Source organism: Kitasatospora sp. NPDC051853 (genome assembly GCF_044452665.1).
GTDB lineage: Bacteria > Actinomycetota > Actinomycetes > Streptomycetales > Streptomycetaceae > Kitasatospora.
Window position 1 is genome coordinate 531,657 of the sequence record NZ_JBITBY010000004.1, and the last position, 15,293, is coordinate 546,949.

Here is a 15,293-nt window from a genome sequence, read left to right on the forward strand (position 1 = left end):
GAGGAAGCGCCCCCTCCGGCGACGGCACAGGGGTGGGGCCCTGCGGCGCACGCCACCGCGCGGAGTTGACGCTCCGTCTTGCGCAAGGTTCTGCAAGATGTTTCAGGAGGGTACTCGTCTGTAAATCCCCCGTAAAGGCCCGACGTCAGGTCCGGCTTCCGGCGGGCGATGCCGCCGCGATAGCGTGCCGATCATGGTGGACTGGAGCCTTCGGCAGGCGTCGGTGTCGGACGTCGAGGCGGTGGCCGAGCTGCGCGCGACGGTGTTGCGGCCGGATCTGGAACGGCTCGGCCGGTACGACCCGCAGCGGGTCCGGCAGCGGCTCCGCGACGGATTCGACCCGGACCACACCTGGGTGGTCGAGGTGGACGGCGCGTTCGCCGGCTGCGTGGCCCTGCGCCCGGCCGAGGACTGCCACTGGCTGGAGCACTTCTACCTGGACCCGCACCACCAGGGGGCCGGCATCGGTTCGGGCGTGCTGCGGCGGCTCCTGGAGCGCTGCGACCGTACCCGTACTCCGGTCCGCCTGAACGTCCTGCAGGGCAGCCCGGCCCAACGGCTCTACGAGCGCCACGGGTTCACCGTCGAGGCCGAGGACCCGGTGGACGTCTTCATGGCGCGGGAGCTGCCGTGAACGCGTCGGTGCGGGGGTGGTGGGCCGAGGTGTGGCCGCAGGTGGCGGAGGTGTGGGTGCTGACGGGGGGCGAAGGGTCGGAGGTCGATGCGCCGGAGCGGGAGTTGCTCGCCGTGATCGAGGATCCGGTGGAGCTCGCGGAGCTGCGGAGGCTCACCACGGCCGGCCGGTTCGACGACGGCATCTGCCGGTGCCACGGCGGCCTGACGCTCGGTCTGCGCGGCGCCGACGGCGAGGGGTTGGGCCGGGCGAGCGTGCACGGGACCGACCGGATCTCCTGGGAGCGGTCCAGGTTCGGCGACGACCTGACGATCGGCGACCCGCTCGGCCTGGGGATGCTGCTGGCGCGGCACGGCCTCGGGGGCTGGCTGACGCACTTCGTCGGCGAGCTGGTCGGACCGCTGGGCCTTCGGGAGGGGCGTCCGCAGTACCGGCAGGCGGGCTCCGGGGCGAGCGGGTCGCGCCTGTTGGCCGCACGGCGGGTGCCGCCGTGCCTGCGGCCGTACTTGACGGGGGTCTCCGGCATCGAGGCCGGGAAGCTCCCCGAGGAGGAGGTCTCCCGGCTGCGGGCGGTCCTCGCCGCCGAGCATCCGGACGGTGGCGAACGGGCCCGGCTGCTCCTCGCCTGGCTGGGCCGGCTGACCTGGCCGATCGAGGCGGAGCACGGTGAGGGACTGCTGGTCCGCCGTCTGCTGGAGGGCCTGGATCCGGTCGCCGCCGCCGCCGCTGCCGATGCCGTAGTGGTGGCCGGCGGGACGGTGGACGGGTACACCGCGATGGGGTTGCTCTGCTGGGCCCGCGGGCGTCGTCACGTGGACGGGCTCGCCGGGCTGGTCGGTCCGGTCCTGGCCCGGTACCCGCGCCGCAGGTGACGCGCGGCCGTCCGCCCCCGGGGAAGTGGGGCGGACGGCCGTGGCGCGAACGTCCGTGTCAGCAGCCGAAGTTGACCTTGCGGAAGGTCGCGTAGTGGTCCGCGGTGTAGTAGTCCTCGTGGTAGACCCTGCCGGTGACGATGCGGCGGGCGCCGCGGGTCGAGGAGCCCGGCGTCTTCACGGTGTACTCGTGGTAGTAGCCGGTGGTCTGCTGGGGCAGGACGCCCTCGCGGTTCTGGAAGACGGTGCCGTCCTGGCTGTACGGGAACGGACCGCCCTGGTCGATCAGCTTGACGGTGGTGCGGCCCTCGGGCGGGAGGGCGGTGTAGCAGATGCTCCCGCTGACGGCGGCGGAGGCGTCGGTGGCGAACACGGCGGTGGGGGCGAGGGTGAGCAGACCGACGGCGGCGACGGAGGCGGCACGGGTCTTCAACGCGCGTAGAGTGATTCGCATGTCCTTCAGTCTGAGGGCTTGTCAGGTCCCGGAGGAAGCGCTGTGGAAACACTTCACTCGCAAGTAACTCCCCATGAACGCAGGTTACTTGTGGATTGACGCCATGCGGCGGACGTGCCGGATGTGTGACCGTCACATGGGGGCGCGGTACGGTCGGCCCTACGGTGGCCGGGCCGCATTCCCCCCACCCGCTGGAGACCGCCGTGAGACGTGTCCTCGTCCTGCTGCTCAGCTGCGCCGCACTGGCGCTGGGACTCGGTCCGGCGGTCGCCGCGACCCCCGCGTACCTGAGACTGGAGGCGACGTACACCGCCCCCGGCAACGGCTGGGCCAAGGTGGAGCGTTGGTACGACACCACCACCGGCTTCCGCGCCGAGCAGTTCCCCGCCGACGGCCGCGGTGACCAGGACGGCGCCCGGGTCACGTACTTCGGCGGGGTGAAGCGCCCCTCCTCGGCCCGCTTCCTGCTCTACTCCGCCTCCGGCTGGGACGGCGGCGCCAAGTCCGCCGTGCTGCTGGTGCACGGGGCCAACGACAACGCGGACCGGGCCTGGGCGAACCCCGCCGAGAGCGGCAACTGCGGTGCGGCGAGCTGTCCTTCGACCGGCCTGGCGCAGCAGCTGGCCGCCGCCGGCCACCGGGTCTTCGCGATCGGCTTCGCCCACAAGCACGGTGACAACCTGATGCAGGCACAGGCCGTCGGCGACGCGATCGCGGTGATCCGGGACCGCCTCGGGGTGGCGCAGGTCGACCTGGTGTCCTGGAGCAAGGGCGAGGTGGCGGCCCGGAGTTGGGTCTCCTCGGTCCGGCCGTCCTGGGGGCGGGCCTACCCCGGCGACGTCCGCCGCCTGGTCACCCTCGGCGGTCCGAACGGCGGCCTCGACTACGTCTACGCGCACGGCTGGAGCTTCTCGCTGGCCACCTGGCCCGCCTGCGGCGGCACGGCCAACGCGCCCTCCCCGCACCTCTGGATGACCTGCTACGGCACCTACACCTCCCAGCCCTGCCTGGGCGTGCTGCCGGTCAACGGCTCCGACTGCTTCCCCGGCCAGCGCCAACTGCTCGCCCGCTGGGACGGGAGGTACGGCGTGGACCAGCTCACCCAGGACTGGTGGACCACCTACTACGGCGGCCAGGGCTACTACACCTCCGGCCAGGGCATCCAGGCCGCGATCGACGCGGGCTCGCTGATCGCCCCGCTGCACGCCGCGGGCACCCCCGCCGCCGTCCCCGCCTACCTGCTGGCCGGCGGCTCCGCCGACCTCCCCGGCCTGCTCAACGAGAACCGCGGCCCGAGCGACGGCATCGTCCTCACCGCCAGCGCCCTGGACACCACCGGCATCCGAACGGTCGGCGGCACGAAACTGTTCACCGACCTGAACCACCTCGAACTCGGCTGGGCCCCGGCCGCCGCCACCCAGGTCGCCGCCTGGCTCGGCTGAAAAGCGATCCCGCCGGAATTCCCCCCACTGTTCGTGCTCTGTACGCGCAGGATGTGGAGCGGGCGATCTGCACCCCCGACGACAGCCGGTTCACCGAACTGACCGTCGACGGCGGTGCGGCGCTGAACAACGACGAACTGGGGCTGGTCCGCCGCCCTGCGATCATGACGAGCATGAGCATCGACATACCGACCCTTCCGGAGTGCTGATGGAGTACGTCGTCGCGGCCGCGGGCACGCACACGGTCGAGGTCTGCCGTGAGGCGCTCGGCGATCGGGCGGGGCTGGACTTCAGGGTGGGTTCGGTGGCCGATACCGGCTTCGACTGCGACGCCGTGATCCTCAGTTCCCCGCTGGCGCACGAGCGTTACGGGGGAGTACCGATACCCGGTTCGGCACAGCTCCTGGTCAACCACCGGGGTGACGGTGCTCCGCCGGTCGTCATCGCCACGCCGGTCGTTCCGTGGGAGGAACCGGCACGGCACCTCGCGGCAGCGGAGGCCGAGGTCCGGACGCACCGGATCCTCGCGGCGTGCGTCGACGCGTTCACGGCCGGACGGTCCGTGAACGCGCCCGGCCCTCGGATCCTGATCCATCTGGAGGGAGCAGGGATCGACCGGCCGGAGCTGTCCCCCACGATCGGGGGGATCGCCCGACTGCTGGCCGACTGATCGTCCGGCCACGAGTACGGAAGGGTTGCCCGCCGAACGATCGGCGGGCAACCCTTCCGCATGTCCGAGGGGCGTGTGAGGGAGGTCTCGTTGTCGCGGGGCGGGGGAGCTGCCTAGCCTGCATGGAGTTCGTGTAGCTGCGGACACCCGTCGGCGGGGCGCCGAGTCCTGCCTGCCCGTCGACGGTCACTCGACCACATCGAGTACGGGCAGGAGCGGGGGAACCAGGTCAGTACGTGACCCCTGCCCGCCCACTCGGCGCAGGGGCACTCGGGGTGAAGCCGCTCACGGGCGGCCGGGCGTTTCCTCACGCCCGAACCCGACAGCTCACCTCGCAGGCGTCGGAAGAGGACTCCTGCCCATGCGCATCTCCGTCACTCCGGCACGCCTCGGCGCGGCCGCCCTGGTGGCCGTCCCGCTGATCGCCGCCGCCCCGTTGGCCGGCCAGGCCGAGGCCGTCACCTACGTCACCCAGGACCGGCTCAGCCCGACCGCGATGTCGGCCGACGTCGCCGCCCGGGCCAGCCTGACCGTGCACTCGGGTTACTGCTTCACCGCCAAGACCCTCGGCGTCGGCGTCCGGGACGCCGCCGGCCGCAACCTCGACTTCCCCGGCAACGCGAGCAACGTGCGGATCTGCCCGGGCGGGGTGACCTTCACCAGCGGTGCCCGGGCACTGCCGGCCGGGACGTACACCCAGTTCGGCTTCTGGCAGGACCAGAACGGGGGCTGGCACAACCTGCCGTCCCGTCAGCTGACCGTCGGCGGTGGCTCGGTGACCCCGACCCCCACGCCGACGCCCACCCCCACTCCCACGCCGACCCCGACGCCGACCCCGACGCCCACGCCGACCCCGACGCCCACCCCCACGCCGACCCCGGCGCCGGGTGGTTCGCCCGTGCCGGGCAAGGCGCTGACCTGGTCGGAGGAGTTCGACGCGCCCGTCGCGCTCGGCAGCAAGTGGGTCAACGACCGCAGCAGCAGCTACCGTTACGGCAACCACAACCCCGACGACAACAAGCTGGACTGGCTGAACCCGTCCGGCGTCTCGGTCGCGAACGGTGTGGCCACCTTCACCGCCAAGCCCTCCGCGCACACCCTGGAGAACGGCAGGCAGGCCTGGGACACCGGGCTGCTCACCACCGAGTACTCCTCGCAGGGCTTCCAGGTGCGCACCGGCGACTACGCCGAGGCCCGGGTCAAGCTGCCCTCCGAGGCGGGTGCCTGGCCGGCGCTGTGGACCTGGAAGGACGGCAACGGGGAGATCGACACCTTCGAGTACCACCCGGACAACGCCGCGCTGCTGGAGCTGACCAACCACGTCAGGTCCGGCCAGAAGTACCACACCGACGCCTCGGCCGTCGGCCACGACAAGTGGGTCACCATCGGCACGTACTACGGCGCGAACTCCGTCGACTGGTACGTGAACGGCGTCAAGGTCTTCTCCGACAACCAGGGCGTCGGGTCCAGCTGGTCCGCCTACCTGATCCTCAACCTCTCGGTGGGTGCCGGGAAGTACCACCCGGGGCCGTCCGGCACCGCGCCGATCGACTTCGCCGCGGACTGGGTGCGGGTCTACCGCTGAGTCAGCTCACGGACAGCGTGAACGGCGTGGAGTTGTTCGTGCCGTCCGTGTCGTCCGCGCTGTACACCCTGACCTGCCCCTCGGCCTGCGTGCCGGGGGGCAGGTCCGCGTCCACCCGGACCGGGGCGATCGCGGTGGCGGTCCGGAGCGGGGCCAGCCCGGCCGGGAAGGTGCAGGTCAGGACGTGGTGGCCGGCCGTGGCCCGGCAGTCCGCCGGGAAGGTCGGGCTCTCGAAGGTGAAACCGGCGGGCAGCGTGATCGTCACCCGGAACGGGGAGGCGGTCCGGTCGGGCCCCCGGTTGGCGACGAAGCCGTGCGCGCTGGTGGTGCCGCCGGGCGGGGCCGGGTCCGCGTCGATCCGGACCACCTCCAGGTCGGAGTGCGAAGGGGCGGCGTTCGCGGGGGTGGTCGCCCCCAGCACCAGCGCCGCCGCCCCGGCCAGTACGGCCGTCAGCTTCCGTCCACCCGCGCGTCCACCCATGGTCCACTCCGTTCGCTCTCCGTCTCACTCCCTGCACAGAATGTATCGGCGTAGCGTGGAAGAGAGGCGGAGGTGAGGACGGTGTCCGGACAGGTGTTGAGTGAGGTCTCCGGGGTGGTCGGCCCCGACAGGGAGGCCCAACTGGTGACGTCCTACCGGGAGTTGGTGGCGGGTGAGCTGCCCCGGGGGTTGATCAGGACGGAGCTGCTGCGAGGGCCGGGTGGCCGATGGCGGGTGCAGAGCCTGTGGCGGGACAAGGCCTCGCTGGAGGCCGTCCGGGCGGATCCGAAGCTGGCCGCCGCACCCCGGCTGTTCCGCGAGGTGGGCGTCGAGCCGGAGCTGACGGTCTTCCAGCTGACGGCGGCCCAGGTCGGGCCGCCCGACCTCGAAACGGACTGAGGCCGGGCGTCCCTGACCTGACGTCAGGGGGCCAGGACCTGACCGAGTCGGGCCGCGATCTGCCGCATCACGGGGACCAGTGAGCTCTCCCCGTCCTGCGCCTCCAGGGCCCGGATGCGGGCCTCCGGGCCGGAGACCGAGAGGGCGGTCGGGGTGGGCGCGCCGGGGACGGCGACGGCGATGCAGCGCACGCCGATCTCCTGCTCCTGGTCGTCCACCACGTAGCCCGAGGCCCGGGCGTGGGCCAGCTGGGCGAAGAGCTCGTCCGGGTCGGTGACGGTGTACGGGGTGTGCGACTGGAGCGGCTGGGTGCCGAGCACCGCGCGGGCCTCGGGCTCGTCCAGCTGGGCCAGCAGGGCCTTGCCCACGCCGGTGCAGTGCGGCTGCACCCGGCGGCCGACCTCGGTGAACATCCGCATCGAACGGCGGGACTGCACCTGCCCGACGTAGACCACCTCGCCGCCCTCCAGCACCGCCAGGTTGGCGGTCTCGCCGGTGGCCTCCATCAGCTCGGCCAGGTACGGGCGGGCCCAGCTGCCGAGCAGGCGGCCGGAGGTCTCGCCCAGGCGGATCAGCCGCGGGCCGAGGGTGTAGCGGCGGGCGGTGTCCTGGCGGACATAGCCCTGCTGCACGAGGGTACGGATCAGGCGGTGGATGGTCGGCATCGGCAGGCCGGAGCTGCCGGAGAGCTCGCTCAGGGTCGCGATGCCGCCGGAGTCGGCGAGTGCTTCGAGCAGCTGGAAGGCGCGCTCGACGGACTGGACGCCGCCGCCGGCTCGCTCGGCCCCGGACGGTGCTGCTGCGGGGGTGGTGGCCACCGGCGTTCCCTTCTGCTGTGGAGGAGGAGTAGAGTCCCGGCGATCTACCTCAACAAACCGTTGAAATTCTGTATCGCGGAAACTAGTCTCCACCTTACAGAACCGAACCCGCCAGTAGGTGGGTCGGTATCGAGGAGGCTCCCACCGGAGCCTCCCTGCTGGCTCAACTGTCCAAGGAGTGTTCTGCCCATGGCTGCAGACCAGGACCCCGTCGGCGCCCCCTCCGCCGCTCCGGTCGTCACTGTCGCCGGTCCGCGCGTCCCCCGCAGCGAGGAGGTGCTCACTCCCGAGGCGGTCTCCTTCGTGGTCGGCCTCCACCGCGCCTTCGAAGGCCGCCGGCAGGAGCTGCTGGCCCGCCGCAAGACCCGCCGTGCCGAGATCGCGGCCGCGGGCACCCTCGACTTCCTCCCGGAGACCGCCGAGGTCCGGGCCGGTGACTGGAAGGTCGCCCCCGCCCCCCGCGCGCTCCAGGACCGCCGGGTCGAGATCACCGGCCCGACCGACCGCAAGATGGTCATCAACGCGCTGAACTCCGGTGCCAAGGTCTGGCTCGCCGACTTCGAGGACGCCACCGCCCCCACCTGGGAGAACGTGGTCAGCGGTCAGATCAACCTGATCGACGCCTACGAGGGCCGGATCGACTTCACCACCGAGGCCGGCAAGTCCTACGCGCTCAAGCCCGCCGCCGAGCTGGCCACCGTGGTGGTCCGCCCCCGCGGCTGGCACCTGGACGAGACCCACCTGCTGGTCGACGGCGTGCCGGTCTCCGGCGGTCTCTTCGACTTCGGCCTGTACTTCTTCCACAACGCGGCCCGGCTGATCGCCAAGGGCGAGGCGGACCCGAACTCGGGCCCGTACTTCTACCTGCCGAAGACCGAGAGCCACCTGGAAGCCCGGCTCTGGAACGAGGTCTTCACCCACGCCCAGGCCGCGCTCGGCATCCCGCACGGCACCATCCGCGCCACGGTGCTGATCGAGACCATCACCGCCGCGTTCGAGATGGACGAGATCCTCTACGAACTCCGGGACCACGCCGCCGGGTTGAACGCCGGCCGGTGGGACTACCTGTTCTCCATCGTGAAGAACTTCCGGGACGCCGGGGAGCACTACATCCTCCCGGACCGGAACACCGTCACCATGGCCGCCCCGTTCATGGCCGCCTACACCCGCCTGCTGGTGCAGACCTGCCACAAGCGCGGTGCCCACGCGATCGGCGGCATGGCCGCGTTCATCCCCTCCCGCCGCGACCCCGAGGTCAACGCCGCCGCGCTGGCCAAGGTCAAGGCCGACAAGGACCGCGAGGCCGGCAACGGCTTCGACGGCTCCTGGGTCGCCCACCCCGACCTGGTCCCGGTCGCCCGGGCCTCCTTCGACGCGGTGCTCGGTGACGAGCCGAACCAGAAGCAGAACCCCGGCCCCGCCGAGCCGGTGACGGCGGCCCAACTGCTCGACATCGCCGGTGCGGGCGGCAGCTGCACCGAGGCCGGGCTGCACAACGCCGTCCAGGTCGGCGTCCGCTACATCGAGGCCTGGCTGCGCGGGCTCGGCGCGGTCGGCATCTTCAACATGATGGAGGACGCCGCCACCGCGGAGATCTCCCGCTCGCAGATCTGGCAGTGGATCCGCAACGACGTGGTCCTCGCCGACACCGGCGAGAAGGCCAGTGCCGACCTGGTCCGCCGGCTGGTGGCCGAGGAACTGGACGCGCTGAAGGCCGAGTTGGGCGAGGCCGCGTACGCCGGTGGGCGCTGGGCCGAGGCCGCCCGGCTGTTCGAGCAGGTCTCGCTGGCCGAGGAGTTCGTCGACTTCCTCACCCTGCCCGCGCTGCCGCTGCTCGACTGACCACCAATCTAGCGAGGCGCGGCCACCCTGCCGCCTGCCGTGCTGGAGCACTGGCCGCGCCGATTACTCCGAACCGTACGGCCACCCTCTGGGCAGGGTGGCCGTACGGCCTTGCGACGGAAGGAAGTTCACAGATGGCTCGCATCTTCTTCAACGGCCAGGCCATGGTCGGCGGCCCGTTCCACGCCTCGGTGGCCGACGCGCTGGTCGGCCCCGTCACCACCGCCCCGGGCTACCGCTTCTTCTCCATCCGCGACGAGTGCCCCGGCCTGCTGGCCGACCCGGCGGTGGACACCGCGATCGAGGGCGAGCTCTACGACGTCGACCTGGCCCACCTGCGGGACGTCATCCTCCCCGGCGAGCCCGCCGAACTGGAGTTCGGCGTCATCGAGTTGGCCGACGGCTCGGCCTGCCTCTCGATGGTGCTGGCCCGCGGTGAGCTGGAGCGCGGCGTGCACAAGGAGATCACCGGGTTCGGTGGCTGGCGCGCCTACCTGGCTACGCTGGGCCGCACCGCCTGACCGGGCCGTCCAGCAGCCAACTGCCGTCGCCCAGCGGGGTGACGTCGTAGGAGTGCGTGCTCCCGGAGGGGAAGGGGCTGACGGCGCCGGTGGTCAGGTCGACCAGGTGGTCCCGGTGCCACTCCTCCTCGGTCTCCTCGTCCTCGCCTGCGATGGTGACCACCGCGGTGGAGTCGGTCAGGTAGCCGCCGTTCCACTCCACGACGGCCTCCTCGAGGACGGGCTCGAAGGCGTCGACGGTCAGGGTGAGCAGCTCCTCGCCACCGGGGTAGCGGTGGAAGGTGACGTCGGTCTGGTCGTGGGCCACCGTCATGAACTGCGTGCCGTCGGGGGACAGCTCGATCAGGCAGCGGTCGTGCCACGGGTACCGGAACACCTCCAACCGGCCGTCCACCAGGGCCCCGCGGAAGGTGATCACTCCGTCCTGGCCCTCGCCCACCTCCAGCAGGACGTGGCCGTCGGCGGGGTGGAAGTACTGGCTGCCTCCGTGCGCGGTGGTGTCCAGCCCGGCCCGGTCCAGCAGCTCGCCCGTTTCGGCGTCCAGCACCTCCCAGTGGTCCGGCAGGCCGTGGCCGCCCATGGCGTCGGGCCGGAAGACCCAGAGCGTCCGCTGGTCCGGCGCCAGCTCGCAGCTCGGGCTGCGGACGTAGTTGCGGAGGGGGAGGGGCTCCAGGGGGCGTCGCCAGAGCTCGGCGCCCCCGGCCGAGACGCAGACCACGGCGTCCAGGGTGGTGTAGCAGAGCCGGCGGAGGTCCGAGCTGACACTGGACGACACGGGCTCGTCCCCGGCCACCGGGGTGAACGTGGCGACCCCGGTCAGCTCGCCCGGGCCGGTGGTCAGGTCGTACACGTGGATGACGCCCTTGGCGTGGCGCGTGGTGTGCTTCACGTCCGGCAGGCTACCGACGCCCCCTCAGGGGCCGGTCAGGCGGGTGGTCTCGTCGTCCAGGTGGGTGGTGAACTCGGACTGGCGGACGTAGCCGCGGTGGTGGTGGCCGCGGACGACGGGGAGGTCGCTGCCCGGGCGGCGTTCGGCGGTGGGCGGGTCGGGGAGCCAGACGTCGGTGATGCCGGGGGTGGTGAGGGGCTGGCCGCCGAAGGGATCGGTGGCGCGGTGGAAGTTGACCCAGCGGGGTGGTTCCGGGAAGCCGGCCAGGCGGGCGGCGGTCGCGGCGTCGGCCAGGTGGCGGGGGAACCAGCGGCGGTAGAGGCGGGGGACGGGGTTGCCGTAGGTGACCACCGAGAGGCGGGCGCCGGCTTCCGGGGCGGTGCCGGCCAGCCGGGCCACCGTGGCGGTGACGATGACCGCGCCCTGGCTGTGGCCGAGCAGCACCACCGAGCCGCCCCGGGAGGTCAGGTGCCGTACCCGCTCCGCGAGTTGGGGAACCGCCTGCTCCGCGTAGCTGGGCGGCGCGTACGGGTGGAAGGCCCGCGGCCAGAAGGTGGCGACGTCCCAGACGATGCCGACCACCCGGCGGGTGTTCTGGTCGGCCAGCGACTGGCGGACCAGCAGGAGCAGCAGCACCGGCCCGAGCACCAGGATCGTCCCGGCCAGCGCCGCACTGGGGGCGGGGACGCCGGTCCAGATCCGGGTCGGGTCCGGTTTGGGCCCGCCGCTCCAGGCCAGCCCGTAGCTGATGCCGAAGGCGATGGCCGAGGCCCCGAGCAGCACGGCCGCGCCGGAGGTCAGCCCCTCCATCCGGCGCAGCAGCAGCTCGCCGTTGCGCTTGCGGCGCAGCACCTCGGCCAGCCAGAGCCCGCGCGGGCTCTCCGGGTGCGGGGCCGGGGCGCGCAGCCGCAGGGCGGGGCCGCGCCGCTCCCAGATGTCCAACTCCTCGTCCAGGCCGACCGGGTGGCGCAGCCGGTGCCAGAACCAGACCAGGCCGAACCAGGCCACCAGCAGCACCATCCCGTCGATGCTGAAGCGGGCCAGCACCTCGGAGCCGGGCAGGATCTGCACCTGGGTGACCGCCGCCGCGCCCTTCTCCCCGGGCGGGCTGAGCCAGTGCGCGGCGGAGAGCGCCACGCCCGACCAGATGGCGAACAGCAGGCCGCTGCTGACCGCGACGGTGGTGAAGGAGGGCGGCAGCCGGGGCAGTCCGCGCTGCCCGGCGGATCTCTTGGCCCACCAGGCACAGGCCAGCATGGCCAGCGCGGCGGCGTAGAGCACGAACAGCAGCAGGTTGAAGACCTCCAGCAGGTCCGGGATGCCGATCGCGGCCCCGCTCACCCCGGCCGCGCCCTCCCGCCGGGAGCTCGGCTGGACGGCGCAGAGCAGCACCGCGGCGCCCAGCAGTACGGTGGTGGCGGTGCAGGCCACCCGCCGGGAGATCCGTCCGCCGGCCAGCCAGGCCCTGGGGCGGTCGCCGAGCGCGGCGGCGGCGAACAGCAACAGGCCCAGCAGGGTGAGCAGTTCGAGCCCCATCAGCAGGCCGGTGGCGCGGCCGCCGGTGCGTGCGGTGCGCAGCAGCACCAGGGTGAGCAGCAGCAGGGCCGAGCAGGTGTGCACCGTGCGGTAGCGGGTGGAGTAGGCGCCGCCCTCCCAGAAACCGGGGTCGGTGAGCTCGGCGCGGGCCAGGTCGCTGTGGACGGGGCGGTCGTTCTCCCCGCCGGTGCCGCTCCCGCCGGTGGCGTCCCCGCCGGTGCCGTCCCCGGCCTCCCAGCGGCGGTTGGGGCTGGTGCCGAGGTGCAGCAGCAGCACCAGCAGGGCGGGCAGCAGCGAGGCCACCGCGACCGCGACGTAGGGGCGGTCCTGGAGCTGGAGGGCGTGCCAGAACGGCTGGGCCCGGCAGTTGGCGACCGCCAGGCACTGCCAGGCGGCCTGGTCGACCAGGACGTGGGTGAGGAAGAGCAGGTAGGTGGCGGTGACGCAGAGCGCGATGATCCTCACCATGGCCTGCTGGAACCGGACTTGGCGCGGCCCGCCGTGGGCCATCCAGCCGGCCGTGTTCACGAAGGCGAAGGGCAGCAGCAGGAACCAGAGCGCGGTGGCCCAGGAGCGCGAGGTCAGCCCGCCCCAGGAGTACACCTCGCGGTGCCGCCCGGACGGCTGCGCGTCCCGCCCGCGCCAGATCCCGGCCAGCTTGGAGCCGGTCACCTGCCGGGCCTCCGGGTCGTCCAGCACCTCGGCCGGCCCCGAGCCGCCGACCCCGTGGACGACCAGTTCGGTGACCCCGCCCTCGTCCACGTCGGTCGGGTAGTCGTGGTCCTCCCCGCCGCCCATGCCGCACCCCCCGGAGATCGCCGTGCTGCTGGAACTCTCGGTCAGTGCCGGGGAGTTGTCAATGGAGTTCCCGGCGGTCGGCCAGTCGGTAGCCGACGCCCCGGACGGTGTCGATGCCGCAGCGGGCACCGGCGGCCAGCAGCTTGCGGCGCAGCGCGGCCACGTACACCTCGACGATGTTCAGGTCGCCCCGGTAGGCGTGGTCCCAGACCGCGTCCAGGATCTCGGTCTTCGGCACCGCCAGCCCGGCCCGGTGGGCCAGGCACTCCAGCACGCCGAACTCCTTGGTGGTGAAGTGCAGTTCGGCCCCGCCGACCCGGCAGCGCCGGGCCGCCGGGTCCACCGTGAGGTCACCGACGGTCAGGACGGCCGGGCGCCCGGCCGCGCCCCGGCGGATCAGCGCCCGCAGCCGGGCGGTGAGCACCACGTAGGAGAAGGGCTTGCCGAGGAAGTCGTCCGCCCCGCTGTCCAGCGCCTCGGCCTCGTCGTACTCGCCGTTCTTGGCGGTCAGGATCAGCACCGGGACGGTGGAGCCCCGTTCGCGCAGCCGGCGGCAGATCCGGAAGCCGTTCAGCCCGGGCAGCATCAGGTCCAGCACCACGGCCGCGTAGCCGCCGCTCTCGGCCAGGGCCAGCCCCTCCAGGCCGTCGCCGGCCACGTCGACCGTGTAGCCCTCGGCCCGGAGCCCGTTGCCCAGCGAGCGGGCCAGCTCGTCCTCGTCCTCCACCAACAGCAGCCGCATCGGGTCAGCCTAGGCCGTGTACGAGCGGGCGCCGCCAGCGGGCGGGACGGGGATGCTGACGAGCAGTTCGGCGCCGTGCCCGGTGGCGGGGGCCACGGCGGTGGCGGTCCCGCCCAGCCCTTCGGCGATGCCGCGCACCAGGGCGAGACCGAGGCCCGAGCCGCCGTGCAGGCGGTCCCGCGACTCGTCGAGCCTGACGAAGCGTTCGAAGACCCGCTCCCGGTCGGCCGCGGCGATCCCGGGGCCGTCGTCGGCCACGGTCAGCTCGGCCGTCCCGCCGGTGGCCCGCAGGGCCAGGGTGATCCGTGAGGCGGCGTAACGCTCGGCGTTGTCCAGCAGGTTGCCCACCAGCCGCCCGAGCAGCGACTCCCCGGCGGGGAGCAGTACCTCGTCCAGCGCGAGCACCTCGACCGGGGGCCGCCCGAGGAAGGCCCGCTCGGCCACCTGCTCGGTGATCAGGTCGTGCAGCGGGGTCAGCCGGTCCGGGCCGGCCCGTTCGTCGACCCGGTGCAGCAGCAGGAGGTCACCGGTGAGCCGCTCCAGCCGCTCGGCCCCGGTCACGGCGGTGCGGGCCACCGACGGCCAGTCGGCCCGCTCGGGGTGGGCCAGCGCCACGTCCAGCGAACCGCGCAGCACCGCGACCGGGGTGCGCAGCTCGTGCGAGGCGTCGGCGACCAGTCGGCGCTGCTCGGCGAGCGCGTCCGCCAGCCGGTCCAGGGTCTCGTTGGTGGTGGCGGCCAGCCGGCCGATCTGGTCCCGGGCGGGCGGTACGGGCACCCGCTCGTGCAGGTCGCCGCCGCCGATCCGGGCCATCTGACGGCGGATCGCCTCCACCGGCCGGAGTGCGAAGCCGACCACCAGCCAGGCGACCAAGGCCACGAACAGCGATCCGAACGGCAGCACGTAGCGGAGCAGGATGCCGGTGAGCCGGGCGGCCTGGGCCCGTGGACCGGCGTCGTCCACCAGGACGTAGACGGTCACCTGCTGGGCCGGCAGGCCGGGTCGGCCGGTCAGGGCCTCGAGCGCCTTGTCGTCCCAGGTCCGTCCCTGGTAGCGGACGAAGGTCACGTCAGGGTCGGGCGGGCTGAAGTCCGGGGAGTCGGCCATCCGCAGGAAGACGTGCGGCGGTGCGGTGATCGAGACGTCCGTGCTCCGGGCGAGGTACTGCGAGGGGCCGGCGTCCGGCGCGAGGTCGGGCATCGGGGGCGGCGGCGGCAGCAGGGCGGTGAGCTCGTCGAGGTTCCCGATGATGTCGGTGCGGGCCACGGTGCCGTCGGCCAGCAGGAGGACGTAGGACGCCAGCGGGCGATCCCGCCACCCGAGGGCGTCCTCCCAATTCGGCGCCGGCACCGCGTCGTCCAGCCGGAGGGCGGTCTTCAGGGCGGTGTGCCGTGCGGTCGGCAGCTCCTGACGGTACGCCTGGTCGCCGATCCACCAGGCGGAGACGCCGAGCACCGCGGCGGTGGCCAGGGCTGCGGCGAGGGCCGCGCGGATCCGGATCGGGAGCAGACGCAGGAGTCGCATGGGGCCGTCAGCCTGGCACGGCCCGGCGGGCGGTGGCAACGTGGGGGTACGGGACGGCCCCGGACTCTCGCCGTGAGTCCGGGGCC

General features: G+C 73.0%; 16 protein-coding genes and 1 riboswitch. Of the genes, 9 read left to right on the forward strand and 7 right to left on the reverse strand.

Features of this window, described 5'->3' with window-relative positions; translation table 11 throughout:
• Window positions 1-193: 193 nt before the first annotated feature.
• Both ACIA8O_RS14695 and ACIA8O_RS14700 read left to right on the forward strand, forming a co-directional pair.
• A complete protein-coding gene (locus ACIA8O_RS14695) occupies window positions 194-634 on the forward strand; it encodes a GNAT family N-acetyltransferase (RefSeq protein ID WP_396294099.1) in 441 nt (146 codons plus the stop codon).
• Window positions 631-1,506: a hypothetical protein gene (locus tag ACIA8O_RS14700; RefSeq protein WP_396294101.1), complete on the forward strand. Its 876-nt coding sequence runs from the start codon at window positions 631-633 to the stop codon at window positions 1,504-1,506. Before ACIA8O_RS14695 ends, ACIA8O_RS14700 begins: the two co-directional genes overlap by 4 nt.
• 58 nt (window positions 1,507-1,564) lie before the next feature.
• Here the strand turns inward: ACIA8O_RS14700 and ACIA8O_RS14705 are convergent, their stop codons facing one another.
• A complete protein-coding gene (locus ACIA8O_RS14705) occupies window positions 1,565-1,960 on the reverse strand; it encodes a ribonuclease domain-containing protein (RefSeq protein ID WP_396294102.1) in 396 nt (131 codons plus the stop codon).
• 203 nt (window positions 1,961-2,163) lie between these two features.
• Between ACIA8O_RS14705 and ACIA8O_RS14710 the strand changes: the two genes are divergently transcribed.
• From ACIA8O_RS14710 to ACIA8O_RS14725, 4 genes are all read left to right on the forward strand, one after another.
• Entirely contained in the window at window positions 2,164-3,402 is a 1,239-nt protein-coding gene (locus ACIA8O_RS14710) for an esterase/lipase family protein (RefSeq protein ID WP_396294104.1), read from the forward strand.
• A gap of 53 nt (window positions 3,403-3,455) precedes the next feature.
• Window positions 3,456-3,611, forward strand: a complete 156-nt coding sequence (locus tag ACIA8O_RS14715; protein WP_396294105.1) for a hypothetical protein — start codon at window positions 3,456-3,458, stop codon at window positions 3,609-3,611.
• The gene (locus ACIA8O_RS14720) at window positions 3,611-4,072 is read left to right on the forward strand and encodes a hypothetical protein (protein ID WP_396294106.1); all 462 of its coding nucleotides are present in this window, start codon (window positions 3,611-3,613) and stop codon (window positions 4,070-4,072) included. The genes ACIA8O_RS14715 and ACIA8O_RS14720 overlap by 1 nt, the downstream gene beginning before the upstream one ends.
• A 187-nt stretch (window positions 4,073-4,259) precedes the next feature.
• Window positions 4,260-4,427: riboswitch (cyclic di-AMP (ydaO/yuaA leader) on the forward strand.
• 6 nt (window positions 4,428-4,433) lie between these two features.
• Window positions 4,434-5,657: a hypothetical protein gene (locus ACIA8O_RS14725; RefSeq protein ID WP_396294107.1), complete on the forward strand. Its 1,224-nt coding sequence runs from the start codon at window positions 4,434-4,436 to the stop codon at window positions 5,655-5,657.
• Window position 5,658: 1 nt separating this feature from the next.
• On the opposite strand, the gene ACIA8O_RS14730 is transcribed toward ACIA8O_RS14725, so the two are convergent.
• Window positions 5,659-6,138: a hypothetical protein gene (locus tag ACIA8O_RS14730; RefSeq protein WP_396294108.1), complete on the reverse strand. Its 480-nt coding sequence runs from the start codon at window positions 6,136-6,138 to the stop codon at window positions 5,659-5,661.
• An 81-nt stretch (window positions 6,139-6,219) separates the two neighbouring features.
• On the opposite strand from ACIA8O_RS14730, the gene ACIA8O_RS14735 reads away from it, so the two are divergent.
• Window positions 6,220-6,537 (forward strand): hypothetical protein, encoded by a 318-nt coding sequence (locus tag ACIA8O_RS14735; RefSeq protein WP_396294109.1) that lies wholly within the window; start codon window positions 6,220-6,222, stop codon window positions 6,535-6,537.
• A 23-nt stretch (window positions 6,538-6,560) separates the two neighbouring features.
• Here ACIA8O_RS14735 and ACIA8O_RS14740 read toward each other — a convergent pair whose 3' ends face one another.
• A complete protein-coding gene (locus tag ACIA8O_RS14740; RefSeq protein WP_396294110.1) occupies window positions 6,561-7,355 on the reverse strand; it encodes an IclR family transcriptional regulator in 795 nt (264 codons plus the stop codon).
• 189 nt (window positions 7,356-7,544) lie between these two features.
• On the opposite strand from ACIA8O_RS14740, the gene aceB reads away from it, so the two are divergent.
• Both aceB and ACIA8O_RS14750 read left to right on the forward strand, forming a co-directional pair.
• A complete protein-coding gene (aceB, locus tag ACIA8O_RS14745; protein ID WP_396294111.1) occupies window positions 7,545-9,197 on the forward strand; it encodes a malate synthase A in 1,653 nt (550 codons plus the stop codon).
• 134 nt (window positions 9,198-9,331) lie between these two features.
• Window positions 9,332-9,718, forward strand: coding sequence for a gamma-glutamylcyclotransferase (locus ACIA8O_RS14750; RefSeq protein WP_396294112.1), 387 nt, complete (start codon window positions 9,332-9,334; stop codon window positions 9,716-9,718).
• On the opposite strand, the gene ACIA8O_RS14755 is transcribed toward ACIA8O_RS14750, so the two are convergent.
• From ACIA8O_RS14755 to ACIA8O_RS14770, 4 genes are read right to left on the reverse strand one after another with little or no spacing between them, the layout of a single operon-like run.
• On the reverse strand, window positions 9,696-10,607 hold the full coding sequence (locus tag ACIA8O_RS14755) for a hypothetical protein (protein WP_396294113.1): 912 nt from the start codon (window positions 10,605-10,607) through the stop codon (window positions 9,696-9,698). The genes ACIA8O_RS14750 and ACIA8O_RS14755 overlap by 23 nt on opposite strands.
• 24 nt (window positions 10,608-10,631) lie before the next feature.
• The gene (locus ACIA8O_RS14760) at window positions 10,632-12,941 is read right to left on the reverse strand and encodes a PE-PPE domain-containing protein (protein WP_396294115.1); all 2,310 of its coding nucleotides are present in this window, start codon (window positions 12,939-12,941) and stop codon (window positions 10,632-10,634) included.
• A 58-nt stretch (window positions 12,942-12,999) separates the two neighbouring features.
• Complete coding sequence (locus tag ACIA8O_RS14765; RefSeq protein ID WP_396294116.1) at window positions 13,000-13,683, reverse strand: response regulator transcription factor; 684 nt, start codon at window positions 13,681-13,683, stop codon at window positions 13,000-13,002.
• A 9-nt stretch (window positions 13,684-13,692) separates the two neighbouring features.
• Window positions 13,693-15,207, reverse strand: coding sequence for a sensor histidine kinase (locus ACIA8O_RS14770; protein ID WP_396294117.1), 1,515 nt, complete (start codon window positions 15,205-15,207; stop codon window positions 13,693-13,695).
• Window positions 15,208-15,293: the final 86 nt, after the last annotated feature.

Excerpts from the sequence above, each read along its gene's own strand:
- ACIA8O_RS14725 (WP_396294107.1), top strand. The coding sequence starts at position 4,434 with ATGCGCATCTCCGTCACTCCGGCACGCCTCGGCGCGGCCGCCCTGGTG.
- ACIA8O_RS14730 (WP_396294108.1), bottom strand. The coding sequence starts at position 6,138 with ATGGGTGGACGCGCGGGTGGACGGAAGCTGACGGCCGTACTGGCCGGG.
- ACIA8O_RS14720 (WP_396294106.1), top strand. The coding sequence starts at position 3,611 with ATGGAGTACGTCGTCGCGGCCGCGGGCACGCACACGGTCGAGGTCTGC.
- ACIA8O_RS14695 (WP_396294099.1), top strand. The coding sequence starts at position 194 with ATGGTGGACTGGAGCCTTCGGCAGGCGTCGGTGTCGGACGTCGAGGCG.
- ACIA8O_RS14760 (WP_396294115.1), bottom strand. The coding sequence starts at position 12,941 with ATGGGCGGCGGGGAGGACCACGACTACCCGACCGACGTGGACGAGGGC.
- ACIA8O_RS14765 (WP_396294116.1), bottom strand. The coding sequence starts at position 13,683 with ATGCGGCTGCTGTTGGTGGAGGACGAGGACGAGCTGGCCCGCTCGCTG.
- ACIA8O_RS14750 (WP_396294112.1), top strand. The coding sequence starts at position 9,332 with ATGGCTCGCATCTTCTTCAACGGCCAGGCCATGGTCGGCGGCCCGTTC.
- ACIA8O_RS14705 (WP_396294102.1), bottom strand. The coding sequence starts at position 1,960 with ATGCGAATCACTCTACGCGCGTTGAAGACCCGTGCCGCCTCCGTCGCC.
- aceB (WP_396294111.1), top strand. The coding sequence starts at position 7,545 with ATGGCTGCAGACCAGGACCCCGTCGGCGCCCCCTCCGCCGCTCCGGTC.
- ACIA8O_RS14770 (WP_396294117.1), bottom strand. The coding sequence starts at position 15,207 with ATGCGACTCCTGCGTCTGCTCCCGATCCGGATCCGCGCGGCCCTCGCC.